Consider the following 24,004-nt stretch of genomic DNA (forward strand, 5'->3'; position numbering starts at 1 on the left):
TCCGCTCGCCCGGGCGAAGAACCGCGCGATCCGTGGATCGCTTCGGCTGCCGGGTCGTCGAACGAAGGCGGGAAGGGTCTTGAAGCTGAGGAAGGGACGGGCGGCTTCGGCCGATCCCTTCGAGGTTCAGGGTCGCGTCAGTTCGCGACGGCGTAGCAGGAGTAGGACTTCTTCTTCAGGCTGGCGCAGGCGCTCCAGGCTTCGTCCTTGGTCTGGAAGCCGGCGAAGCGGGCGCGGTAGAGCTTCGACGATCCGTTTCCGACGCTCTCCGTGAAGGGCTCGGCGGAGCGCAGGCCGGCCTTGGCCTTGGCCTCGGCCAGCATCTCCAGCGCCTGCTCGCGGCTCGGAGAGGCGGCGATTTGGATCACCCAGGCCGAGGACGGGCTCGACTCGCGCGCCGCGACCACCCCGGTCGTGGTCGGATCGAGATCGGAGCCACCGGTAACCGCGGCTGCCGGGGTGCGGCGCTCGCGCGGCAGCGGCTGCGCCGTCGGCACCTGCAGGCCGCCGACCGCCGGCCGCTCTTCGACGAGCGCGGCCCGCAGCGCGTCGCGGCCCATCAGCGGCCGCTCGTTGGGCACCGGCATCGCCGAAACCGCGTCGGCAGCCGAGGTGCCGTAGGCCATGGCCACGCGCTGATCGATCGAGGCGGGCGACAGAGCTTCCATCGGACGTGAGCCCGGAACCGGGATGCTGGCGAGCGTCGCGACGCCGACGGCGCTCGCGGCGGTGGCCGGCGGGCCGCCGAGCGTGGCGGGCGCGGAGGCGACGAGCTGGCCGGCCTTGGGCGAGGAGCTCGCCGCTGGCAGGTAGCGCGTCAGGAGCTCGACCATGTGATCGTCGCGCGAGCGGCCCGAGCGGCCGCCCATCACCACGGCCACGAGCTTCTTGTCGCCGCGAACCACGGAGGAGACGAGGTTGAAGCCGGACGCCCGGATGTAGCCGGTCTTGATGCCGTCGACGCCCTTCACCCGGTCGAGGACGCGGTTGTGACCGTTCACGGTGCGCCCGCGGAACGAATAGGAGCGGGTCGAGAAGTACTTGTAATATTGCGGGAAATGCTCGCGCAGCGCGATGCCGAGCGTCGCCATGTCGCGGGCCGTCGTGCGCTGGCCGTCGTCGGGCAGGCCGTTGGCGTTGCGGAACGTCGTCTTCGACATGCCGATGCGGCGGGCCTTCTGCGTCATGGCCGAGGCGAAGCGGTCTTCCGAACCGGCGAGGAACTCGGCGAGAACCACCGAGGCGTCGTTGGCCGACTTGGTGACGAGGCCCTTGATGGCGTCCTCGACGCTCAGCGTCGAGCCCGGCTTCATGCCCAGCTTGGACGGCGGACGGCCGGCGGCGTAGGCGGAGACCGGCATGGCCGAGTCGAGGCGGACGCGGCCCTGCTCCAGCGCCTCGAAGGTCATGTAGAGGGTCATCATCTTCGTTAGCGAGGCGGGATAGCGGTAGTCGTCCGCGTCCTCCTCGTAGAGCACCCGGCCGTTGTTCGCGTCGATCACGAAGGCCGCGTACTTCGGGTTCGCCGAGGCGACACCCGGCACCTGCGTCGCCAAACCGAAGCCGAGCGCGACGATGCCGAGGCTTTTCGTAACCGAGAAGAGAGCGGACCTGAGACGGGGTAGGGGCTTTCGCACGAGGCTACTCTTTCGCTGACTCTTCCGAGGCATCTGGAGGCGTGCTCCTAAAGCCTCACAAGGCGCGCCAAATTGCGGCGGCGCAGTGATGTTTCCGTGGATTCCACGCTATCCCCGTGCGCTTACCAATCCGTTTATGGTTGCCGAACTGTCCACGAGACGAAGCCCACGGTACGCCAGACGTTGGACGCCCATCCATATTGCACCGCAGCACTGTTGAATTTCATTGTGCAGTGCAATAAATAGGTGGCGACCAACAATCGGTCGGAGCGCCAGCGCTCCAGTTCCAATCAAAGAAGGGAGTGTCACCATGGCTGCCTACGAAGACGCGAACCAGATCAGCAAGGAAGCCGCCGACAACGCGATGAAGTCCTTCAGCGCGGTCACCAAGGGCTTTCAGCAGATCGCGACGGAGACCTCGGACTTCACCAAGCGCTCCTACGAGAGCTCTGCCCAGATGCTCGAGAAGCTCGTCCAGGCGCGCAGCGTCGAGAAGGTGATCGAGGTCCAGAACGAGTACGCCGCCTCGGCCTACCAGGCCTGGATCGCCCAGGCGACCCGCATCGGCGAGATCTATGCCGACATCGCCAAGGAGACCTACAAGCCCTTCGAGGCGACCTTCTCCAAGGCCGCGAACTCCGCGACCGAGTACGGCCGCAAGGCCGCCGCTCAGGCGGACGAGGCGTTCCAGCAGGCCGCCTGATCGGCCTCATGCGCTTCCCCCTTGCGGGGCGGCGAAGTTTGCGGAAGGCTCGGAACTCAGGTTCCGGGCCTTTCTTGCGTTGGGCGATTGGATCGGCCGGATCCAGGCTTCCGGCCGGCCCGTCGATCACCGCGACTTTTCAGCGTCTTAAATTCCCCGGACGGGCACATACATACGGTTCACATGATGACGGCGGCACCAGGACAGAACGACGTGCGAGGGACGGTGGACCGGAGGATGGCCAAGGGTGGCCAGGCGGGCGGACCGAACGACGGCGATACCGACCGCAACACCTCGGTGATCACCCGCACGAAGCCCAAAACGAAGAAGCCGAGCCTTTACAGGGTGCTGCTTCTGAACGACGATTACACCCCGATGGAATTCGTCATTCACGTGCTCGAGCGGTTCTTCCAGAAGGACCGGGAGGCAGCCACCCGCATCATGCTGCATGTGCACAACCACGGGGTTGGCGAGTGCGGCACCTATACCTACGAGGTCGCGGAGACGAAGGTCACGCAGGTCATGGATTTCGCCCGCCAGCATCAACATCCGCTGCAATGCGTGATGGAAAAGAATTGAGGTGAAGCTTGCCGACATTTTCACAAAGTCTGGAGAAATCCCTCCATCAGGCGCTGACCTTCGCCAACGACCGGCATCAGGAATTCGCGACGCTTGAGCACCTGCTGCTCGCCCTCGTCGAAGACAAGGACGCGGCAGCCGTGATGAAAGGCTGCAGCGTCAACCTGGACTCGCTGCGCGCGTCGCTGACGGAATACATCGATACCGAACTCGCCAACCTCGTCACCGGCCACAACGAGGATTCCAAGCCGACGGCCGGCTTCCACCGCGTCATTCAACGCGCGGTGATTCACGTCCAGTCGTCGGGCCGGGAAGAGGTGACGGGCGCCAACGTGCTCGTGGCCATCTTCGCCGAGCGCGAGAGCCACGCGGCCTTCTTCCTGCAGGAACAGGAGATGACCCGTTACGACGCGGTCAACTTCATCTCTCACGGCATCTCCAAGCGGCCCGGCGGCTCGGAGTCACGGCCGGTGCGCGGCGCCGAAGACGAGCAGTCGACCGTGGGAACCGAGGACGAAGGCAAGCGCAAGACCGCGCAGGACGCTCTCAGCGCCTATTGCGTGAATCTCAACGAGAAGTCGCGGTCGGGCAAGATCGACCCGCTCATCGGACGCGCCGAGGAGATCAACCGGACGATCCAGGTCCTCTGCCGCCGCTCCAAGAACAACCCGCTCTACGTGGGTGATCCGGGTGTCGGCAAGACGGCGATCGCCGAAGGTCTCGCCAAGCGGATCGTCGAGGGCGACGTTCCGGAAGTGCTGGCCGACGCCACGATCTTCTCGCTCGACATGGGCACGCTTCTCGCCGGGACGCGCTACCGCGGCGACTTCGAGGAGCGGCTGAAGCAGGTCGTGAAGGAGCTCGAGGAGTACCCGGGCGCCGTCCTGTTCATCGACGAGATCCACACGGTGATCGGCGCCGGCGCGACGTCGGGCGGGGCGATGGACGCGTCGAACCTCCTGAAGCCCGCGCTCTCTTCCGGCGCGATCCGCTGCATCGGCTCGACCACCTACAAGGAGTACCGGCAGTTCTTCGAGAAGGACCGCGCGCTCGTGCGCCGGTTCCAGAAGATCGACGTCAAGGAGCCCTCGATCGAGGACGCCTTCGCGATCCTCAAGGGCCTCAAGCCCTATTTCGAGGACTTCCACTCGGTGAAGTACACGAACGACGCCATCCGCTCGGCGGTGGAGCTGTCGGCGCGCTACATCAACGACCGCAAGCTGCCGGACAAGGCGATCGACGTGATCGACGAGACCGGCGCCTCGCAGATGCTCCTGCCCGAGGCCAAGCGGAAGAAGCAGATCGGCGTCAAGGAGATCGAGGCGACGATCGCCAGCATGGCGCGCATCCCGCCCAAGTCCGTTTCCAAGGACGACGAGATGGTTCTCTCGAACCTCTCCGAATCCTTGAAGCGGGTGGTCTACGGCCAGGACGCGGCGATCGAGGCGCTGACCTCGGCGATCAAGCTCGCCCGGGCTGGGCTGCGCGAGCCAGACAAGCCGATCGGCTCCTATCTCTTCTCCGGCCCGACGGGCGTCGGCAAGACGGAGGTGGCGCGCCAGCTCGCATCCACGCTCGGCGTCGAGCTCCTGCGCTTCGACATGTCGGAGTACATGGAGCGGCACACCGTCTCGCGGCTGATCGGCGCCCCTCCGGGCTATGTCGGCTTCGACCAGGGCGGCCTCCTGACCGACGGCGTCGACCAGCATCCGCATTGCGTGCTCCTCCTCGACGAGATCGAGAAGGCCCATCCGGACCTGTTCAACATCCTGCTTCAGGTCATGGACCACGGGAAGCTGACGGACCACAACGGCAAGCGCATCGACTTCCGCAACGTCATCCTGATCATGACGACGAATGCGGGCGCCTCCGAGATGGCCCGGGCCGCGATCGGCTTCGGCTCCTCCAAGCGGACGGGCGCGGACGAGGAGGCGATCAACCGCCTGTTCACGCCGGAGTTCCGCAACCGCCTCGATGCGATCATCCCCTTCGGCCCGCTGCCGACGCCGGTGATCCACCAGGTGGTCGAGAAGTTCGTCATGCAGCTCGAGGCCCAGCTGTCCGAGCGGGGCGTTACCTTCGAGCTGTCGCCGGAGGCGATCACCTGGCTCGCCGAGAAAGGCTACGACGAGCACATGGGCGCGCGTCCGCTCGGCCGCGTCATCCAGGAGCACATCAAGAAGCCGCTGGCGGACGAGGTGCTCTTCGGCAAGCTCAAGCGCGGCGGCACCGTCAAGGTGACGATCGCCGAGGGCGAGAACGGCGAGAAGCGGATCGTCCTGGAGACGATCGCCGACGAGGTTCCGCCCAAGCCCAAGGGCGCCAAGGGTCGCAAGCTCGCGGCGGTCGCCTCCGACGGCTCGGAGATCGAGGACGACGACGAGATCGACGAGGACGAGGACGACGTCGAGAGCGACGACGACGCGCCGGAGGCGGAAGCCTCGCTGCGCGCCGGCACCGAGGCCGAGGAGTCCTCCGCCGCGCCCGAGACCACGGGCGAGAAGAACGGCGGCAAGCGGGGCGGCACCGTCCCGAAGGTTCCGCGCCGACTTCACTGATCCGACGAAATCGGATTGAAGGAACCGCCCCCCGCCGATCGGGGGGCGGTTTCGTTTCAGGGTCGAGGGGACCCGGCGGGGGCAGCAGATGGCGGCAGCGGCGCCTGGGCCGAACGACCGGGACGACGAGGACGGTTCGACCGTCTTCTGGGTCCTGCAGGGCATGCGGGGCATTCTCAGCACGCCCGCCCTGATTCTCTCGACGGCGATGATCGGCTTCGCCGGCCTCGCGCGCGAGGCCGGTCTCGGCTGGCTGGAGGCCTCGTTCATGAGCCTCATGATCTGGGCGCTGCCGGCTCAGATCATCCTGATCGGCGCGATCACCGCCGGCACGTCGCTGGCGGCCGCCGCCTTCGCGGTCGCGCTGTCCTCGCTGCGTCTGACGCCGATGGTCGTGGCGCTCGCACCCGAGCTGAAGGGACCGCGCACGCGGCGCCTGACTCTCTATCTTCTCTCGCACTTCGTCGCGATCACCGCCTGGGTGTTCGCGATGGAGCGCGTCGGCCGCGTGCCGCGCGACATGCGCACGGCCTTCTTCGCGGGCTTCGCGGTGACGCTGACGCTCGCCAACACGGTGCTGATCGCGGTCGTCTTCAACCTCATCGGCCAGCTTCCGGCGCTGGTCACCGGCGCGCTCGCCTTCCTGACGCCCGTCTACTTTCTGTCGAGCCTCTACGGCTCGGCGCGTGACCTGGCGGGGCGGCTGGCGCTCGTCTTCGGCATGCTGGCCCTGCCGCTCGCGCACGCCGTCGCGCCCCAGTTCGAGCTGGTGGTCGCGGGGCTCCTCGGGGGCGTGCCGGCCTTCGTCATCGGCCGCTGGCTGGAGGCGCGACGGGCGCCGTGATCCTCGATCTCACCTACCGCTCGCTCGACGCGCCCTGGTGGCCCTTCGTCTTCATCCTGCTCGCGGGATGGCTGCCGACCGACATCTGGCGCTTCCTGGGCATCGCTTCGGCCGGCGGTGTCCGCGACGACGCGACGGCGGCGAAGCTGGCCCGCACCGTCGCGACGGCCCTCGTCGCGGCGGTGATCGCGCAGCTCGTGCTCTACCCGTCGGGCGAGCTCGCGAAGCTGCCGACCTGGCTCCGCGTGGCATCCATCGCGAGCGGCTTCGGCACCTACGTCTTCGGCGGCCGGCGCATCCTCGCCGGCATCGCGGTGGCGGAAGTGGTGCTGGTCGGAGGCGCGCTGCTGCTCGGCGCGGCCGGTCCCCGATGACGCGCGTCGCTGGCTAGCTCAGCTGCGCGCGGATCGCTTCCGCCTGCTCCGCCAGCACCGCGTTGTCGGCCATGCCGGCTCCGTGGCGCACGAGGTCGACGCCCTCGTAGCGGGGGATGACGTGGACGTGGAGGTGGAACACCGTCTGCCCGGCCGGCGCCTCGTTGAACTGGCACACGAACACGCCGTCGGCGTCGAACGCCGCCTTCGCCGCGCGCGCGAGGCGGGCCGCTGCGGGCAGGAGCTTGGCGAGCGCCGCGTCGGACGCGTCGAGGAGATTGCGCGAGGGTGCCTTGGGGAGGACGAGGCAATGGCCCTTGGACTGAGGCATGACGTCCATGATCGCCAGGACGTCGTCGTTCTCGAACAGCTTATGGCTCGGGATTTCGCCGCGCAGGATCTTGCCGAAGATGTTGGTCGGATCGTACTCGGCGGCCATGGCCCATCTCCTCGCCTGTTGATTGGGCGAGAACTAGTCGTCCTCCCGCTCCGCGTCCACCGCATCGCCGGGGCGCTCGCCGCGGCGGAAGGGCGTGTGGTCGCCGAGAACGTCCTGCATCCGCTCGACCTCCGCGCGCTCCGATTCGAGATAGGATGCAATGGCGCGGCGCAGGCCGGGATGGGCGACGTAGTGGACGGAATGTGTCGTCACCGGCTCGTAGCCGCGGGCGAGCTTGTGCTGCCCCTGCGCGCCGGCCTCGACCACCTCCAGCCCGTGGGCGATCGCGTAGTCGATCGCCTGATGGTAGCAGACCTCGAAATGCAGGAAGGGATGCTCCTCGATGCAGCCCCAGTTGCGCCCGTAGATGCGGCGCCGGCCGAGGAAGTTCAGCGCGCCGGCGATGTAGCGGCCCTCGCGCTTGGCCATGACGAGAAGGATGCGGCTGCCGAGCCTCTCGCCGATCAGGCCGAAGAAGCGCCGGTTGAGATAGGGGCGCCCCCATTTCCGCCCGCCGGTGTCCATGTAGAATTCATAGAATGCGTCCCAGACGGCTTCCGTCAGATCGGAACCGGTGAGCTGCTCGATCGCGATGCCGTTCGCCAGCGCCTCGCGCCGCTCCTTCTTCAGCGCCTTGCGCTTGCGGGAAGCGAGGGTGTCGAGGAAGTCGTCGTAGCTGCCGTAGCCGCGGTTGACGAAGTGGAACTGCTGGTCGGTCCGGTGCAGCCAGCCGGAGGCCTCCGCGATCCCGAGATCGTCCGCCTCCAGGAAGGTGGCGTGGGCGGAGGAGATGCCGGTCTGGCGCACATAGGCCTCGACGCCGGCGGCGAGAGTCGCACGGCGTGCCTCCGCGCCCGGCTCGGACCCGACGAGAAAGCGCGGGCCGGTGGCCGGCGTGAAGGGAACCGAGAGCTGGAGCTTGGGATAGTAGTCGCCGCCCGCGCGCTCGAAGGCATCGGCCCAGCCATGGTCGAAGACGTATTCGCCCTGGCTGTGGCTCTTGGCGTAGGCGGGCGCGACGCCGACGGTTGATCCGTCCGGGTCCTGCAGAAGGAGGTGCTGCGGCTGCCAGCCCGAGCGGCCGCCGACGCAGCCGCTGTCTTCCAGCGCCGACAGGAACTGGTGCGACAGGAAGGGGTTGTCCGGCAGGCCGTCGGGACCGACGATACCGTCGGTCGCGGCCAGCCTGTTCCAGGTCTCGGCCGGTATGGCCGAGAGGCTGTTGGAAACGGCGATCGAGACCGCCTGCGTGTCGTCGTTCTTCGCGCTGCGGCGCCGATCCGTCATGCCGACAGACTTATGGGTCCGCGCGGATTCCGCAAGCGCGCGAAGGCTGTCACGCCTGCGGCCGAAAGCCCTCGAAGGTCATCTGGTCGGCGTGAAGGCGGCTCCAGTCGCGCTCCTCGAGCGTGCGCACCGTCCAGGTCAGCACGGGCGCGCCCAGCCCTTCGCGCACGTGGCTCGTGAACGCGTTGGGCAGGTGGTGGACCGAATAGGAGGTGAAGGTGCAGCCCTTGTCGTAGAGGGCGCGATGGCGCTCGAGCTCGGCCGCCGACGTACCCTCCGCCGTCAATCCCACCGGGCGCTCGACGCCCGCGGCGATCACGCCTTCGACGAGCCAGGCGTCGAAGGACATGAGGGCGAGGGGGCCGTCATAGGCGTCGACGAGATCCTTGATGGCCGGAACGTAGTGTCCGTCGGCTTCGGCGCTCTCGCCCTTCAGCTCCATGAGGATCGGGACGCGGCCCGCCACCGCATCGAGGAAGGCGGCGACGGTCGGGATGCCCTCCGCCGTTTCGCCGAGCCGGAGCGCCGCGATGGCGGCGTCGTCCTGGGCTCGGATGCGGCCCGTAGCGCTGGTCAGCCGGTCGAGCGTGTCGTCGTGGAAGATGTGCGGCGTGCCGTCGGCCGACAGCTGGACGTCGCACTCGATGGCGAATCCCTCGTCGATCGCCAGCAGGGCGGCGGCGAGCGAGTTCTCGTAGACCGCGCGATTGCCGTCGTGCAGGCCGCGATGGGCGATCGGCCGTGCCGTCAGCCAGGACAGGTCGGCCATGGCTCAGGCGACCTCGAAGAGCGCCTCGATCTCCACCGCCGCGTCGAGCGGCAGCGAAGGCGAGCCGACGGCCGAGCGGGCATGACGGCCGGCATCGCCCAGGATCTCGACGAGGAAGTCGGACGCGCCATTGGCGACCTTGTGCTGCTCGGTGAAGCCCGGCGCGCTGGACACGAAGATGGTGAGCTTCAGCAGGCGCTTGATGCGGCCGAGATCGCCCCCGAGGGCTGCTTTCGCCTGGGCCAGGATGTTGATCGCGCAGAAGCGCGCCGCCTTCTGGCCCTCCTCGACGGAGACCGCGCCGCCGAGCTTGCCCGTCACGGCCACCTTGCCGCCGTCCAGCGGCAACTGGCCGGAGGTCTGGAGGAGCGAGCCGTAAAGAACGTAGGCCACGTAGTTGGCGACCGGCGCTGCCGCGTCCGGCAGGGTGACTCCGGCAGCGTCGAGGCGTTCGGCGATCGTCTGGCTCATGGGGTCCGTCCTTCCCTTGTTTGCCGCGGCAGGGGCGATGCTCTACCGTTGGAGGCGGCGCCGAAGCGCCGCCGTCTCGAAGGGCCTTGTGTCATGACCGGCAAACCTCTGTCCATCGCGGCCTTGGCCGCGCTGTGGCTTACCGTACCGGCCGGCGCCGTCGAGCTGCAGCCGCACCGCGCCTCCTACGACCTGAAGCTCACCGGTCAGTCCGAAGAGGTCGAAGGCGGAGAAGGGCGCATCGCGATCGAGCTCGCCCGTCCGAGCTGCGAGAGCTACAGTCTCGAATATCGCTTCGTCGCGCGCTTCGTCCAGGCGAGCGAGATCACGGTCACCGATCAGCGCACCAACTCGACCGAGGCCACCGACGGGCGCCGGTTCACGTTCGAGACGAGGACTCTTCTCGACGGTAACGAGCAGTCGGAGATCCGCGGCAGCGCGGTGAACGAGAACGGCGCGACGGTGGTCACCATGGAGGCGCCCGCCAGCCGGCGCATCGAGCTGCCGGCCTCGATCTTCCCGATGCAGCACACCGAGAATCTCGTGGCGGCGGCGCTCGCCGGCCGCAGCGTGGTGGAAACACCGCTCTTCGACGGCGACGACGAGGCGGAGAAGCTCCTGACGAGCACGGCGATCATCACGCCGGTCGCGAAGCCGTCGAGCGGACAGAGCAAGGACGTGAGACCCGACAAGGGTGCTGCGCTGAAGGACATGCGGGCCTGGCGCGTCATCGAGTCCTTCTACAACAAGGACAGCAACGAGGACGGCATGCCGATCTTCGAGACGGCTTTCACGCTGTTCGAGAACGGCGTTTCGGACGACCTCGTCATGAAGTTCGAGGGCTATAGCTTCGAGGGCGGCATCGCCTCCCTGGACTATCTCGACGCGCCCGCCTGCCCGTGAGCGGGTCTGGGAATGCCGTCTCCGGCTTCCCATATGAAGCACGTCGTCGCCTTGCCGGATCGGATGATCTGGTGTAAGGCGCGACCATTCCACACACGGAAGTCGGGTGCGTAGGCTCGGGTCCTGAAGATCCGGACGACGTCCCACCGGTGGCGAATCATGGGGATTCGCTTCGTTCCGTGGAGGCTCAACCGGTAAAGGACCAGTTCATGGCTCTGCCAGACTATTCGATGCGCCAGCTCCTCGAGGCCGGCGTCCACTTCGGCCACCAGACCCATCGCTGGAACCCGAAGATGGCGCCGTACATCTTCGGCGCGCGCAACAACATCCACATCCTCGATCTCGCCCAGACGGTGCCGATGCTGCACCGCGCGCTGCAGGCGGTGTCCGACACCGTCGCCAAGGGCGGCCGCGTGCTCTTCGTCGGCACCAAGCGCCAGGCGTCCGAGATCGTCGCCGACGCGGCGAACCGCTCGGCCCAGTACTACGTCAACGCCCGCTGGCTCGGCGGCATGCTGACGAACTGGAAGACCATCTCGAACTCGATCCAGCGCCTGCGCAAGCTCGACGAGATGCTCACCGGCGAGGCTCAGGGCTACTCCAAGAAGGAGCGCCTGACCCTCCAGCGCGAGCGCGACAAGCTCGACCGCGCGCTCGGCGGCATCAAGGACATGGGCGGCGTGCCGGACATGATCTTCATCATCGACACCAACAAGGAGTCGATCGCGATCGAGGAAGCCAAGCGCCTCCACATCCCGGTCGTCGCCGTGGTCGATTCGAACTGCGATCCGACGCCGATCGACTTCCCGATCCCGGGCAACGACGACGCCGCCCGCGCCATCACGCTCTACTGCGACCTGATCGCCCGCGCCGCCGTCGACGGCATCGCGCGCCAGCAGGGCGCGATGGGCATGGACATCGGCGCGATGGAAGAGGCTCCGATCGAGACCGAGCTGTCCGCCGAGGAAGCTCCGGCCGTCGCCGACGACCAGCAGACCGCCGCGGCCTGAGCCGCGAGGCAGCGATCCATCGAAGGTCCGCCCGGATCGGGCGGGCCTTCATCCCGACTGAGACTCCCGTCATCCGGGCGTCATCCTTCCGGCGCACCAGTTCTCGACAGAGCCGGTGCGCCCAATCGTTTCTGAAGAGGGAACCATGAGCATTTCCGCCGCGATGGTGAAGGAGCTGCGCGAGAAGACCGGCGCAGGCATGATGGACTGCAAGGCCGCTCTCGCCGAGACCAACGGCGACATGGAGGCGGCGATCGACTGGCTCCGCAAGAAGGGCATCGCCAAGGCCGACAAGAAGTCGGGCCGCACCGCGGCGGAGGGCCTCATCGGCGTCGCTTCGTCCGGCAATAAGGCCGTCGCCGTCGAAATCAACTCCGAGACCGACTTCGTCGCCCGCAACGAGGCCTTCCAGGCGCTCGTGCGCGAGGTCGCCCAGGTCGCGCTGACCACCGACGGCACGATCGACGCCGTTTCGGCCGCGAGCCATCCGACCAGCGGCAAGTCGGTCGTCGACACGATCAAGGACGCCGTCGCCACCATCGGCGAGAACCTGCAGCTTCGCCGCTCGGCCCAGCTCGAGGTCGGCGAGGGTGTCGTCGCGACCTACGTCCACAACCAGGCCGCCGACGGCCTCGGCAAGCTCGGCGTTCTCGTCGCCATCGAGTCGACCGGCGACAAGGCCGCCCTGACGGCCTTCGGCCGCCAGGTCGCCATGCACGTCGCCGCCACGAACCCGCTCTCGCTGTCCGAGAGCGAGATCGATCCGGCCGTCGTCGAGCGCGAGAAGGCGATCTTCTCCGACCAGGCGCGCCAGTCCGGCAAGCCCGAGAACATTATCGAGAAGATGGTCGAGGGTCGTCTGCGCAAGTTCTACGAGGAGGTCGTCCTCCTGAAGCAGAACTTCGTCATCAACCCGGACCTGACGGTCGAGAAGGCGCTCAAGGACGCCGAGAAGGACTTCGGCGCTCCGGCCAAGATCGTCGCCTTCTCGCGCCTGGCGCTGGGCGAGGGCATCGAGCGCGAAGCGAGCGACTTCGCCGCCGAAGTCGCTGCCGCGGCCGGCAAGAAGTAAGCCGGTCTTTCAATCGGCGCAGACCCGAAGGGCGTCCGCTTCACAAGCGGACGCCCTTCCTGTATCCGGCACGGCGGCAACGCGGCGGAGAGGATATACGGCATGACCTTCAAGCGGATACTTCTGAAGGCGTCCGGCGAGGCTCTCATGGGCAGCCAGGGCTTCGGCATCGACGTCGCCGTCGTCGACCGCATCGCGGCCGACATCGCCGCCGTCCACGCGAAGGGCGTCGAGATCTCCATCGTCATCGGCGGCGGCAACATCTTCCGCGGCGTCGCCGTGGCCTCGCGCGGCGGCGACCGCGTGACCGGCGACCACATGGGTATGCTGGGCACGGTGATCAACGCGCTCGCCTTGCGCACCTCGCTCGTCAAGCTCGGGGTCGAGGCCGTCGTCCTGTCGGCCATCGCCATGCCGGAGCTTTGCGAGAGCTTTTCCCAGCGTGCCGCCCGCGCGCACGCCGATGCGGGCCGCGTCGTCATTTTCGCAGGCGGCACCGGCAACCCGTTCTTCACGACCGATTCGGCCGGAGCGTTGCGCGCTGCGGAGATGGGCGCCGAAGCCCTGTTCAAGGGCACGCAGGTGGACGGCATCTATTCGGCCGACCCCAAGCTCGACCCGACCGCGACGCGCTACGACCGCCTGACCCATTCCGAGGTGCTCGATAAGCGCCTCGCCGTGATGGACATCGCCGCCGTCGCGCTGGCGCGGGAGAACAGGATTCCCGTCGTGGTGTTCTCGATCCACCAGCCGGGCGAGCTGGAACGCATCCTCGACGGGCGCGGCCGCGCCACGATCGTATCCGACTGAACCAGACGAACGCGTCATCGAAGGAGAGGGCCATGGCCAGCCTCGACATCAAGGAACTGCAGCGCCGCATGGACGGCGCGATCAACAGCTTCAAGAGCGATCTCGCCGGCCTTCGCACCGGCCGCGCCTCACCGAATCTCCTCGATCCGATCATGGTCGACGCCTACGGCTCCTCGATGCCGCTCAATCAGGTCGCCAACATCACCGTGCCCGAAGCGCGCATGGTGGCGGTTACGGTCTGGGACAAGCAGATGGTGGGTAAGGTCGAGCGGGCGATCCGCGAGAGCAGCCTCGGCCTCAACCCGATCACCGACGGACAAACGCTGCGCATCCCGCTTCCGGAGCTGAACGAGCAGCGCCGCAAGGAATTGGTCAAGGTCGCCCATCAATATGGCGAGAGCGCCCGCGTTGCCGCCCGTCACGTCCGCCGCGACGGCATGGACAGCCTCAAAAAGATGGAGAAGGACGGCGATATCGGGCAGGATGAGAGCCGGCAGATGTCCGACAAGGTCCAGAAGATGACCGACGACACCATCGCCGAGATCGACAAGCTGCTTTCCGCGAAGGAAGGCGAGATCATGCAGGTCTGAGCGCGCGGTTCGCGCGTCGTTTTCATCGATTGGCAAGGACGGTTTTCGGTGCGGCATCCTCGACACGTCGCCATCATCATGGACGGAAACGGACGCTGGGCGAAGTCCCGCGGCCTCCCGCGATCCATGGGACATCGCCGCGGCGTGGAAGCGGTGCGTAGCGCCGTTCGCGCGGCGGGTGAGATGGGCATCGAGGTCCTGACCCTCTTCGCCTTCTCTTCCGAGAACTGGCGCCGGCCGAGGGAGGAGGTCGACGAGCTTCTCGGCCTCCTCAAGCACTTCATCCGCCGCGACCTCGCCGACCTCCACAAGGAGGGCGTCAAGGTCCGGGTGATCGGCGCGCGCGACAACCTGTCGGCCGACATCCTCGGTCTTCTGGAGGAGGCCGAAAACCTCACCCGGAACAACGATCGGCAGACGCTCGTCATCGCCTTCAACTACGGCGCCCGCGACGAGGTCGCCCGCGCCATGCGCCGCATCGCGGAGAAGTTCGCGGCGGGCGAGATACCCGCCGACAAGCTGACCGCCGAGTGCCTCGACCAGCATCTCGATACGGCCGGCATTCCGGATCCCGATCTCATCATCCGCACAAGCGGCGAGCTGCGCCTGTCCAATTTCCTGCTGTGGCAGGCCGCATATTCGGAATTCGTCTTCCTGCCCTGCCTCTGGCCCGATTTCGATCGGCGCGCCTTCGAGGAGGCGCTGGCGCAGTATGCGAGTCGCGATCGACGCTACGGCGGGATCTCCTGCGACATCGCGATATAGTCCCGGCCGATGGGTCTCAGCCTCCGTCGTATCATCGAAGCGCCCACCTGGGCGGATCTCAAGTCTCGCCTGATCTCGGCCGTCGTGCTCGGCCTCATCGTCCTGGCGCTGCTGATCATCGGCGGATGGCCGTTCCGCGTCCTTTGCTGCGCCGCCGCGGTGATCGTGTTCGACGAATGGTCGCGCATGACGCGGGCCAAGCGGGCGGGGCCGATCTTCACGTTCGCCCGCCGAACGCTGCTTCTGTCGCTGCTCCTCTTCTTCTTCGGCTTCAACACGCTGGCCGTGGCGGTGGTCGCGCTCGGCAGCCTCTTCATCGCCTTCGTCGACCGGCGCGAGCGCAAGGCCGACTGGGTGCTCGGCGGCCTCGTCTACGCGGCCCTCGCCGGCCTCGCGCCCGGCATGCTGCGCGGTGACGAGATCGAGGGTCTCGCGGCGCTCGGCTTCGTGATCTGCATCGTCTGGCCGACCGATATCTTCGCCTATTTCGCAGGCCGCACCTTCGGCGGACCCAAGCTCCTGCCGGCGGTCTCGCCGAAGAAGACGATCTCGGGAGCAGTCGGCGGCCTCGTCGCGGGGGTCGTGTTCGGCGTTGCTTTTTTCTGGTGGGTCACCGGTTTCGTGTCGGTCTTCGTGGTCGTGCTCGCCGCCGTCCTTTCGTTGATCGGGCAGGCCGGCGATCTGTTCGAGTCCTGGGTCAAGCGGCGCTTCGGCGTGAAGGACTCGGGCCGGATCATTCCGGGGCACGGCGGCCTGATGGACCGCGTCGACGCGCTCCTCGTCGCGATCGCCGCGGCTTGGGCGGTCGGCACCCTGATGCACGGGTTCGCGCATCCGGCCCGCGCCATATTTCAGCTATAAGGACGGGGCGGGCGGCGCGGTCGCCGTCCCGGCGACAAGGAGCGACATCAGATGGATTTCGGTGCGGGCTTCGCCTCGCTGTGGAGCGGCGTTCTCGTCTGGATCGTGCCGTTCCTGTTCGTCCTGACCGTGATCGTGTTCTTCCACGAGCTCGGGCACTTCCTGGTCGGCCGCTGGTGTGGCATTCGCGTTCTCGCCTTTTCGATCGGCTTCGGCCCGGAGATCGTCGGCTTCAACGATCGGCGCGGCACGCGCTGGAAGCTCTGCGCCATTCCGCTGGGCGGCTACGTCCGCTTCCTCGGCGACGAGAACGCGGCGAGCGTTCCCGACCGGGCGGCGGTCGATCGGATGACGGCGCAGGAGCGCTCGGAAGCCTTTCCGGCCAAGAGCGTCGGGCGCCGGGCCGCGACGGTCGCCGCGGGCCCGATCGCCAACTTCCTCCTGACCATCGCGATCTTCACCGGCGTCGGCTTCTTCGAAGGGCGCGTCGTGGGCGATCCCGTCGTGGCCGAGGTTCGCGCCGGCTCGCCGGCTGCGGCGGCGGGCTTCCAGCCGGGCGACCGCGTCGTTTCGGCCGACGGCGAGCCGCTGACCTATTTCAGCGATCTCCAGCGCTACGTCTCGTCGCGCCCCGACTCGCCGATCGCGATGGTGGTGAACCGCGACGGGCGGGATCTGCAGCTGACCGTCACGCCGCGTACCGAGACCCAGACCGATCCCTTCGGCAACACCTTCACCCAGCCCGTGATCGGCCTGGTCGCCAACGACCAGTCCTCGGCCTTCCGCGTGGAGGAGCTGTCGGCGCTCGAATCGGTGCAGTTCGGTCTGTCTCAGACCTGGTTCATCACCGAGCGCACCTTCGCCTTCATGCGCGAACTGGTGCAGGGCAAGCAGGACGTCAGCCAGATCGGCGGGCCGATCCGCATCGCCGAGATGTCGGGCCAGGTGTCGACGCTCGGCTTCGCGGCGCTCCTCAACATGGCGGCCGTCCTGTCGATTTCGATCGGTATCCTCAACCTTCTGCCGATCCCCATGCTGGACGGCGGGCATCTTCTCTTCTACGCATACGAGGCGGTCAGGGGACGGCCGCTGAGCGAGCGGGTGCAGGAGATCGCCTTCCGCATCGGCTTCGTTCTTGTCATGGCGCTGATGCTCTTCGCCTTCTGGAACGACACGCTGGGGCGTGCCTGAAGGCATCCGCCGGGAAGGGGGACGACGTTGACCGTTCGTTTACCATGCCGTTCGCGTGACGTGACGCGGCTGCAACGGTTTGTCGAATCCTCAAGGACTTCGGTCCAGTTTGCTTGAACCGTCCTCGTAAGCCGGTAAAACGCAGACGGGGGCGAGGCTGTGCTCAAGCTTGCGCGACGTCTTGGAAATTTAGGGTGATGGGGCCGATGAAGCCTGGTTCAAAGCTTTTCAAAGCCGCCTCGGCGCTCGCATTGTCCTCGACGATCATGGCGAGCCTGCCGCTCGCCCTGGTGACGAGCGCGGCGGCTGCGGTGGTCAACAGGGTCGAGGTGCGGGGCAACCAGCGCGTCGACGCCGAAACCGTCCGGTCCTTCATTCAGATCCGCCCCGGCCAGAACGTCGGCGAGTCGGAGATCGACGAGGCGGTCCGTCGCCTCTTCTCGACGGGGCTCTTCTCCGACGTCCGCATCAGCCAGTCCGGTGGAACGCTCGTCGTCAACGTCGATGAGAATCAGATCGTCAACCAGGTCCTCTTCCAGGGCAATTCGCGCCTGAAGGATCCGCAGCTCGCATCCGTCGTCCAGACCCAGCCGCGCGGCGCCTACTCCGCCCAGACGGCGCAGGCCGACGTCGCCTCGATCCGCGAGGCCTATACCCGGATCGGGCGCGCCGACGCGGGCATCAGCGTTCGCACGATCCCCGTCGAGGGGAACCGCGTCAACGTCGTGTTCGACATCCAGGAAGGCGATCGCACCCAGATCCAATCGATCAGCTTCGTCGGCAACAATGCCTTCAGCGACGCCCGCCTGAAGCAGGTCATCTCGCTGCGCGAGTCGGGCCTCCTCTCCTTCCTGCAGCGCAACGACGTCTATGATCAGGACCGCCTGCGCGCTGACGAGGAGACGCTGCGGCGCTTCTACTACAATCGCGGCTATGCCGACTTCCGCGTCGTGTCCTCGGTGGCCGAGCTCGACGAGGCGCAGAACAAGTACTTCATCACCGTCACGGTCGACGAAGGCGAGCGCTACACCTTCGGCAACGTGTCCATCGACTCCTCGGTGGCCGGCGTCGACACGGCGGCGCTGCAGAGCCAGCTGGAGACCGCTCCGGGCGAAACCTACAGCGCCGAGAAGGTCGAGAACACGCTGGTCAACCTGACCAACGCGGTCGCCGGCTCCGGCTACGCCTTCGCGCAGGTGACGCCCCGCGGCGACCGCGACTTCACCAATCGCACGATCGGCATCGACTACGTCATCGACCAGGGCCCGCGCGCCTACATCGAGCGCATCGAGGTCCGCGGCAACACGAAGACCCGCGACTACGTCATCCGCCGCGAGTTCGACGTCTCCGAAGGCGACGCCTTCAACCAGGTCCTGGTGCAGCGCGCCAAGCAGCGGCTCGAGGCTCTCGGCTTCTTCGAGAAGGTCGAGGTCGCGACGGCGCCGGGCTCGCAGCCCGACCGCGTCGTGGTGGTCGTCGAGGTCGCCGAGAAGGCGACGGGCGAGCTCTCGCTCGGCGGCGGCTACACCACCGGCGGCGACAATGAAGGCCCGGTGGCCGAAGTCGGCGTCACCGAGCGCAACTTCCTCGGCCGCGGCCAGTTCGTGAAGGTCTCTGCCGGCTTCGGCAGCGAGTCGCGCAACTACAACCTGTCCTTCACCGAGCCGTACTTCCTCGGCCGGCGTCTGGCGGTCGGCTTCGATATCTATCGCACCGAGAGCACGTCCGGTGCCTACGACACCGAGCGCACGGGCGGCGACATCCGCCTGTCCGCGCCGATCACCAACGATCTCTCGGCTCAGATCGCCTACAATCTGAAGCAGGAGAAGTTCGGCGACGACGACGGCGGCCGGCGCGTCAACGACGGCTACTACCGCGCGGACGGCGACGGCAACCTCATCCTCGACGCGGGCGGCCGCCCGATCGCCGTCAGCTCGGACGAGGACAATGCCCGCCGCATCATCGCCACCTGTAACGATCCGAACCCCTTTGGTCTCGCCGATGCGGGCTACGAGGGCGCGCCGCAATACACCGACTCGCCGATCATCAACGAGGCGATCTGCGACAGCCCCTACATCACATCGTCGGTTTCCTACGGCCTGACCTACAACACGCTCGACAGCGCGCAGGACCCGCGCGAGGGCTTCCTGATCCAGGCCGGCCAGGAATTCGCGGGTCTGGGCGGCGACGCCAACTATGTGAAGAGCACGGCCAAGGGCTCCTACTTCAACCTCCTCAACGAGGAATACGACGTGATCGGTCAGCTGTCGGCCGGCGCCGGCAACGTGTCCGAGCTCGGCGGCGACGGGCTGCGCGTCTTCGACAACTTCTTCAAGGGCCAGGACATCGTCCGCGGCTTCGAATACAAGGGTATCGGCCCGCGCCAGAACGGCGTTTCGATCGGCGGCGAGAACTACGTCAGCGCCAGCGCTGAAGCGACGTTCCCGCTGCCGCTCATCTCGCGCGACCTGGGCTTCCGCGGCGCGGTCTTCGCCGATGCCGGCTCGCTCTGGGGCTCGAGCTTCGAGAACGAGTCGGGCGTCGAAGGCACCGACTTCTCCCTGCGCTCCTCGGCCGGCGTCGGCCTCATCTGGGCTTCTCCGTTCGGGCCGCTGCGCGTCAACTACGCCCAGCCGCTCCAGAAGGAAGACTTCGACGAGACCCAGGAGTTCTCCTTCGGCTTCTCCAGCCGCTTCTGAGGCGTCGCGGCGTCAGCCGCCGCGACGATACGGCTTATGGCTACGACGTCGTTCTTCCCCGCGGCCTCCGGCTTGTCGCTCGCGGCTCTTGCCGATCTCTGCGATGCCAAGCTCTCGCATTCCGAACGGGGCGAGCGCTTGGTGCGCGGGCTCGCGACCCTCGGCGAGGCGGACGAGGATGCGCTGAGCTTCTTCGACAATCCGCGATACGCCGATGATCTGAACGCGACGCAAGCGGGGGCGATCCTCGCCTCCCAGAAGAGTGCAGCGCACGTACCGCCGGACATGACGGTGCTCTGGGTCCGCGACGTGCATCTCGCCTTCGCGGTGGCAGGCCAAGCGCTCTATCCCGGTGCCCTGAAGCCGGCAGCGCTGAGCGGCGAGACCGGCATATCCGAGAAAGCCTCCGTTCATCCCGAGGCGCGCTTGGAGCCCGGCGTCGTCGTCGAGCCCTTCGCCGTCATCGGCGCGGGCGCGGAGATCGGCCGCGGCACGATCGTCGGCGCCGGCGCGGTGATCGGCCCCGGCTGCACGATCGGGCGCGACTGCCGCATCGGGCCGAGCGTCACGCTGCAGGCGGCGCTGCTCGGGAACGGCGTCGTCCTTCATCCCGGCGTGCGGATCGGGCAGGACGGCTTCGGCTACGCCGCCGGGCGGCAGGGCATCGTCAAGGCCGTCCAGATTGGCCGCGTCATCATCCAGGACAACGTCGAGATCGGCGCCAACACCACGGTGGACCGCGGTGCCATTCGCGACACGGTGATCGGCGAGAACACCAAGATCGACAACCAGGTGCAGATCGCGCACAACGTGCGGATCGGGCGCAACTGCTTCATCGTCTCGCAGGTCGGGATCTCGGGCAGCGCCACCCTCGGAGACGGTGTGTCCGTCGGCGGCCAGGCCGGCTTCAACAACCACGTGACGGTCGGCGACGGCGCCCAGATCGCCGCCGTGTCGGTGGTCAAGGACGACGTCCCGGCTCGGGGGCGTTACGGGGGCATGCCGGCCAAGCCGGTTCGCGTATGGTTCAGGGAATTGGCGGCCGTCGCCGCGTTGGGCAAGAAGCAATCCTCAAGGCAGGACGATGAGTGAGACGACGAGCCTCGGCACCGCCGACATCCACAAGATCCTGCAGCTGCTGCCGCACCGCTACCCGTTCCTGCTCGTCGACCGCATCATCGAGATCGACGGCGACCGTTCGGCGATCGGCATCAAGAACGTGACGGCCAACGAGCCTCACTTCCTCGGGCACTTTCCGTCCGTGCCGGTCATGCCGGGCGTCCTCATCATCGAGGGCATGGCGCAGACCGCCGGTGCGATCTGCTCGATGTCGGTGTCCGAGGCGCCCAAGCTCGTCTACTTCATGACGATCGACAACGCGAAGTTCCGCAGGCCCGTCGTTCCAGGCGATCGCCTCGAATACCATGTAAAACAGGCCAAGAAGCGAGCCAACATCTGGCGCTTCGACTGCACGGCCATCGTCGACGACACGAAGGTCGCGGAAGCGACGATCTCTGCCATGCTGATTCTGCGGGACGACGAATAAGCCTGATGTCGGAGCCCTTCATCCATCCCTCGTCCATCATCGAGCCGGGCGCCGAGATCGGTGAGTCCTGCGAGATCGGGCCGTTCTGCCACATCGGGCCGCAGGTGAAGCTCGGACCGGGCAGCCGGGTCCGCTCCCACGTCGTGCTCTGGGGCAACACGGTGATCGGCGAGGGGGCGCAGATCTTCTCCTTCGCCTCGCTCGGCAACGCGCCGCAGCACCTCAAGTACCGCGGTGAGGACACGCGCCTCGTCATCGGCCGCAACTGCCTCGTGCGCGAATACGTCACCATGAACGCCGGTACGGCGCAGGGACGCTTCGAGACCACGATCGGCGACAACTGCTCCTTCTTCACCGGCGCGCACGTCGCCCATGACTGCGTGGTTGGCAACAACGTCACGCTGATCAACAACGTCATGCTGGCCGGCCACTGCGTCGTCGGTGATTTCGCGACGGTCGCGGGCGGCTCCGGCATCCACCAGTTCACCCGCATCGGCCACCACGCCTATGTCGGGGGCCTCGCGGCGGTGGAAGGCGATATCATTCCCTTCGGCATGGTGCTGGGAAACCGCGCCTATCTGTCGGGCCTCAACGTCATCGGCATGAAGCGCGCCGGCTTCAGCCGCGACGCGATCCGCAACATGCGCAAGGCCTATCGGATGCTGTTCTCGGACGATCTGACGTTCAAGGAGAACATCGACGAGGTCCAGGCCGAGTTCCCCGAGGAACCGCTCGTGCAGGATGTGCTGGCCTTCATCCGCTCCGGCGGCGACCGCGCGATGTGCTTCCCGCGCCATGCACCCCCGGCGAGCTGAGGAAACCCCAGCGCCGATCGGTCCGGCCTTCGAGAACGAGCCGCTCGGCATCATCGCCGCCGGCGGCGACCTCCCGCGCATCCTAGCGGAAGGCGCCGTCGCGGCCGGATTCCGCCCGATCGTGGCTCGCTTCGCGGACGGCATCGGGGCCGGCTGGGCCGATGGTCTCGGCGCACGCGATTTTCGCTGGGGCGAGGCAGGCGACGCCATCGCCTGGTTCCAGTCGGAGAGGGTGCGACGCGTGGTGTCGGGCGGGACGGTGTCGGTGCGACCGGACTTCCGCGCCGTTCGCCCGACCTGGCGCACCCTGCAGCTGCTCCACCACGCGATCCGCATCATGCGCGGGGGCGACGATTCCGTTCTGAAGCGGACCGCGCGATTCCTCGAAGGCCGCGGCTTCGAGCTCGTGGCGGTGCAGGATCTCGCCCCGCAGCTCTTGATGCCCGCGGGCTATCTCGGCCGCCGCGTCGCGTCACCCGACGAGCGAGCGGCTCTCGCACTGGCCGCACGCGCGGCACGGACGATCGGGATCCTCGACGCAGGCCAGGCCGCGGTCGCGTCCCAGCAGCGGGTCATCGCCATGGAAGGCATCGAGGGAACCCGCGAGATGCTGCAGCGCGTCGGCGACCTAGCGAAGCGCGGTCGCATCGGCGCGCGAGAGGTCTGCGTCCTCGTCAAGGCGGTGAAGCCCGGGCAGGACCGGCGCTTCGACCTTCCGAGTATCGGCGGCGCCACCGTCCGCGAGGCGGCCGAGGCCGGCATTCGCGGCATCGGCCTCACGGCCGGCTACGGTCTGGTGATCGGTTTCGAGGATCTGGTCGCCGCTGCCGATGCGGCGGACGTTTTCGTCGTCGGCGTCGAGCCGGACGATGAGCAGCTTGCGGGAGAGGCGCCATGAAGATCGCCTTCGTTGTCGGCGAGCCCTCCGGCGACCGGATCGGGGCCGATCTCGTCCGTGCTCTCCGCCGGCGGATCGGTACGGAGTTCCGCGCGATCGGCCTCGGCGGCGAGGAGATGGCGGCGGAAGGCCTCGAATCGCTCTTCGACATCGAGGAGCTCTCGATCGTCGGCGTCGGCGCGATCCTGGCGCGCCTGCCGCAGCTGATGGGACGCCTGCGTGAGACCACGCGCTTCGTCCTGGACGAGCGGCCGGACGCGCTCGTCATCATCGACAGCCCGACCTTCTCGCATCGCGTCGCGCGACGCGTGCGGCAGGCCGATCCTTCGATCCCGATCATCAACTACGTTCCGCCGACGGTCTGGGCATGGCGGGAACATCGCGCCGCCGCGATGCGCGCCTATGTCGACCACGCCATCTGTACGCTTCCCTTCGAGCCCGAGACGCTGGCGCGGCTGGGCGGCCCCCCCGCGACCTATGTCGGCCATCCTCTGATGACGGATCCGGGCCTGACGCCGCTTCTCGCGCGCGATCTCGACATGGCGCCGCGCAACCCGGCGGCGCCGACGCTCCTGATCCTGCCCGGCTCGCGCCGCGGCGAGGTCGCGCGGCTCCTGCCCGATTTCGGGCGTACCCTCCAGTTGCTCGCCGCCGCGATGCCGAACGTTCGAGCCCTTCTACCGTCGGTCGAGCGCCTCCGACCCGCGATCGAGGCGGAAGTCGCGACCTGGCCTATCAAGCCCGAGGTCGTTTCCGGCTCGGCCGCCAAGTGGCGGGCCTTCGGGGTGGCGGATGCGGCGGTGGCCGCGTCCGGCACCGTCAGCCTGGAACTCGCGCTCGCCGGCATGCCGATGGCGCTCGCCTATCGGCTCGATCCGATCGGCTACCGCTTCCGCTTCCTGATAACGGGCTGGACGGCGGCCTTGCCCAACTACATCGTCGGCCATCCCCTCATCGCCGAACACTTCCACGAGACGGTGCGGCCGAACCACCTCGCTCGGCGCCTCGAGCGGCTGATGTCCGCGACCCCCGAGCGCGCCGCCCAGATCGAGGGTTTTCGCACCATTCGCGAGCGCATGGCGGTCGAGCGCCCACCGGGTGAAGCGGCTGCCGACATCGTCCTCGGCCTTGCCGAGCGGCGAGGCTGATCTCCAACGAAAACGGGCGCCCGAGGGCGCCCGTC

The 24,004-nt window shown here is 67.5% G+C and carries 24 protein-coding genes; 19 read left to right on the forward strand and 5 right to left on the reverse strand.

The window, feature by feature from the left end:
• Window positions 1-137: 137 nt before the first annotated feature.
• Entirely contained in the window at window positions 138-1,637 is a 1,500-nt protein-coding gene (locus FZN60_RS16005) for a serine hydrolase (RefSeq protein WP_422570232.1), read from the reverse strand.
• A 310-nt stretch (window positions 1,638-1,947) separates the two neighbouring features.
• Between FZN60_RS16005 and FZN60_RS16010 the strand changes: the two genes are divergently transcribed.
• The 5 genes from FZN60_RS16010 to FZN60_RS16030 all read left to right on the forward strand — a co-directional run bounded on the left by FZN60_RS16010 (window position 1,948) and on the right by FZN60_RS16030 (window position 6,695).
• Window positions 1,948-2,340: a phasin family protein gene (locus tag FZN60_RS16010; protein ID WP_158874505.1), complete on the forward strand. Its 393-nt coding sequence runs from the start codon at window positions 1,948-1,950 to the stop codon at window positions 2,338-2,340.
• 237 nt (window positions 2,341-2,577) lie between these two features.
• Window positions 2,578-2,919 carry an ATP-dependent Clp protease adapter ClpS gene (clpS, locus tag FZN60_RS16015; protein WP_158874506.1) on the forward strand — a complete coding sequence of 114 codons (342 nt, stop codon included), beginning with the start codon at window positions 2,578-2,580 and terminating at the stop codon, window positions 2,917-2,919.
• Between the two features lie 8 nt (window positions 2,920-2,927).
• Complete coding sequence (gene clpA, locus FZN60_RS16020) at window positions 2,928-5,477, forward strand: ATP-dependent Clp protease ATP-binding subunit ClpA (RefSeq protein ID WP_158874507.1); 2,550 nt, start codon at window positions 2,928-2,930, stop codon at window positions 5,475-5,477.
• Window positions 5,478-5,565: 88 nt separating this feature from the next.
• Window positions 5,566-6,321, forward strand: a complete 756-nt coding sequence (locus FZN60_RS16025) for an AzlC family ABC transporter permease (RefSeq protein ID WP_158874508.1) — start codon at window positions 5,566-5,568, stop codon at window positions 6,319-6,321.
• Window positions 6,318-6,695 carry an AzlD domain-containing protein gene (locus FZN60_RS16030; protein ID WP_158874509.1) on the forward strand — a complete coding sequence of 126 codons (378 nt, stop codon included), beginning with the start codon at window positions 6,318-6,320 and terminating at the stop codon, window positions 6,693-6,695. Before FZN60_RS16025 ends, FZN60_RS16030 begins: the two co-directional genes overlap by 4 nt.
• Window positions 6,696-6,708: 13 nt before the next feature.
• Here the strand turns inward: FZN60_RS16030 and FZN60_RS16035 are convergent, their stop codons facing one another.
• The 4 genes from FZN60_RS16035 to FZN60_RS16050 are packed head-to-tail and all read right to left on the reverse strand — an operon-like array spanning window position 6,709 to window position 9,661.
• Window positions 6,709-7,134: an HIT family protein gene (locus FZN60_RS16035; RefSeq protein ID WP_158874510.1), complete on the reverse strand. Its 426-nt coding sequence runs from the start codon at window positions 7,132-7,134 to the stop codon at window positions 6,709-6,711.
• Window positions 7,135-7,167: 33 nt separating this feature from the next.
• A complete protein-coding gene (locus FZN60_RS16040; RefSeq protein WP_158874511.1) occupies window positions 7,168-8,421 on the reverse strand; it encodes a GNAT family N-acetyltransferase in 1,254 nt (417 codons plus the stop codon).
• Between the two features lie 49 nt (window positions 8,422-8,470).
• Window positions 8,471-9,190, reverse strand: coding sequence for a glycerophosphodiester phosphodiesterase family protein (locus tag FZN60_RS16045; protein WP_158874512.1), 720 nt, complete (start codon window positions 9,188-9,190; stop codon window positions 8,471-8,473).
• Window positions 9,191-9,193: 3 nt separating this feature from the next.
• Window positions 9,194-9,661, reverse strand: a complete 468-nt coding sequence (locus FZN60_RS16050; RefSeq protein ID WP_158874513.1) for a RidA family protein — start codon at window positions 9,659-9,661, stop codon at window positions 9,194-9,196.
• A 93-nt stretch (window positions 9,662-9,754) separates the two neighbouring features.
• On the opposite strand from FZN60_RS16050, the gene FZN60_RS16055 reads away from it, so the two are divergent.
• The 14 genes from FZN60_RS16055 to lpxB all read left to right on the forward strand — a co-directional run bounded on the left by FZN60_RS16055 (window position 9,755) and on the right by lpxB (window position 23,969).
• Entirely contained in the window at window positions 9,755-10,564 is an 810-nt protein-coding gene (locus FZN60_RS16055) for an EipB family protein (protein ID WP_158874514.1), read from the forward strand.
• 209 nt (window positions 10,565-10,773) lie between these two features.
• Entirely contained in the window at window positions 10,774-11,574 is an 801-nt protein-coding gene (rpsB, locus tag FZN60_RS16060; RefSeq protein ID WP_158874515.1) for a 30S ribosomal protein S2, read from the forward strand.
• Window positions 11,575-11,719: 145 nt separating this feature from the next.
• Window positions 11,720-12,646, forward strand: coding sequence for a translation elongation factor Ts (gene tsf, locus FZN60_RS16065; RefSeq protein ID WP_158874516.1), 927 nt, complete (start codon window positions 11,720-11,722; stop codon window positions 12,644-12,646).
• A gap of 102 nt (window positions 12,647-12,748) precedes the next feature.
• Window positions 12,749-13,456 carry a UMP kinase gene (pyrH, locus tag FZN60_RS16070; protein WP_158874517.1) on the forward strand — a complete coding sequence of 236 codons (708 nt, stop codon included), beginning with the start codon at window positions 12,749-12,751 and terminating at the stop codon, window positions 13,454-13,456.
• 32 nt (window positions 13,457-13,488) lie between these two features.
• Window positions 13,489-14,046: a ribosome recycling factor gene (frr, locus tag FZN60_RS16075; RefSeq protein WP_158874518.1), complete on the forward strand. Its 558-nt coding sequence runs from the start codon at window positions 13,489-13,491 to the stop codon at window positions 14,044-14,046.
• 48 nt (window positions 14,047-14,094) lie between these two features.
• The gene (locus tag FZN60_RS16080) at window positions 14,095-14,811 is read left to right on the forward strand and encodes an isoprenyl transferase (RefSeq protein WP_158874519.1); all 717 of its coding nucleotides are present in this window, start codon (window positions 14,095-14,097) and stop codon (window positions 14,809-14,811) included.
• 9 nt (window positions 14,812-14,820) lie between these two features.
• Window positions 14,821-15,672: a phosphatidate cytidylyltransferase gene (locus tag FZN60_RS16085; protein ID WP_158874520.1), complete on the forward strand. Its 852-nt coding sequence runs from the start codon at window positions 14,821-14,823 to the stop codon at window positions 15,670-15,672.
• 51 nt (window positions 15,673-15,723) lie between these two features.
• Entirely contained in the window at window positions 15,724-16,863 is a 1,140-nt protein-coding gene (rseP, locus tag FZN60_RS16090; RefSeq protein WP_158874521.1) for an RIP metalloprotease RseP, read from the forward strand.
• 206 nt (window positions 16,864-17,069) lie between these two features.
• Window positions 17,070-19,562, forward strand: a complete 2,493-nt coding sequence (gene bamA / locus FZN60_RS16095) for an outer membrane protein assembly factor BamA (RefSeq protein WP_158874522.1) — start codon at window positions 17,070-17,072, stop codon at window positions 19,560-19,562.
• A 36-nt stretch (window positions 19,563-19,598) separates the two neighbouring features.
• Entirely contained in the window at window positions 19,599-20,654 is a 1,056-nt protein-coding gene (lpxD, locus tag FZN60_RS16100; RefSeq protein WP_158874523.1) for a UDP-3-O-(3-hydroxymyristoyl)glucosamine N-acyltransferase, read from the forward strand.
• A complete protein-coding gene (gene fabZ, locus FZN60_RS16105; RefSeq protein WP_158874524.1) occupies window positions 20,647-21,108 on the forward strand; it encodes a 3-hydroxyacyl-ACP dehydratase FabZ in 462 nt (153 codons plus the stop codon). The genes lpxD and fabZ overlap by 8 nt, the downstream gene beginning before the upstream one ends.
• A gap of 5 nt (window positions 21,109-21,113) precedes the next feature.
• Entirely contained in the window at window positions 21,114-21,923 is an 810-nt protein-coding gene (gene lpxA, locus FZN60_RS16110) for an acyl-ACP--UDP-N-acetylglucosamine O-acyltransferase (RefSeq protein WP_158874525.1), read from the forward strand.
• Complete coding sequence (locus FZN60_RS16115) at window positions 21,904-22,821, forward strand: LpxI family protein (protein ID WP_158874526.1); 918 nt, start codon at window positions 21,904-21,906, stop codon at window positions 22,819-22,821. Before lpxA ends, FZN60_RS16115 begins: the two co-directional genes overlap by 20 nt.
• Complete coding sequence (lpxB, locus tag FZN60_RS16120; RefSeq protein WP_158874527.1) at window positions 22,818-23,969, forward strand: lipid-A-disaccharide synthase; 1,152 nt, start codon at window positions 22,818-22,820, stop codon at window positions 23,967-23,969. Before FZN60_RS16115 ends, lpxB begins: the two co-directional genes overlap by 4 nt.
• The last annotated feature ends 35 nt before the right edge of the window (window positions 23,970-24,004 follow it).

Source organism: Antarcticirhabdus aurantiaca (assembly GCF_009765365.1).
In the GTDB taxonomy this organism is placed as follows: domain Bacteria; phylum Pseudomonadota; class Alphaproteobacteria; order Rhizobiales; family Rhizobiaceae; genus Antarcticirhabdus; species Antarcticirhabdus aurantiaca.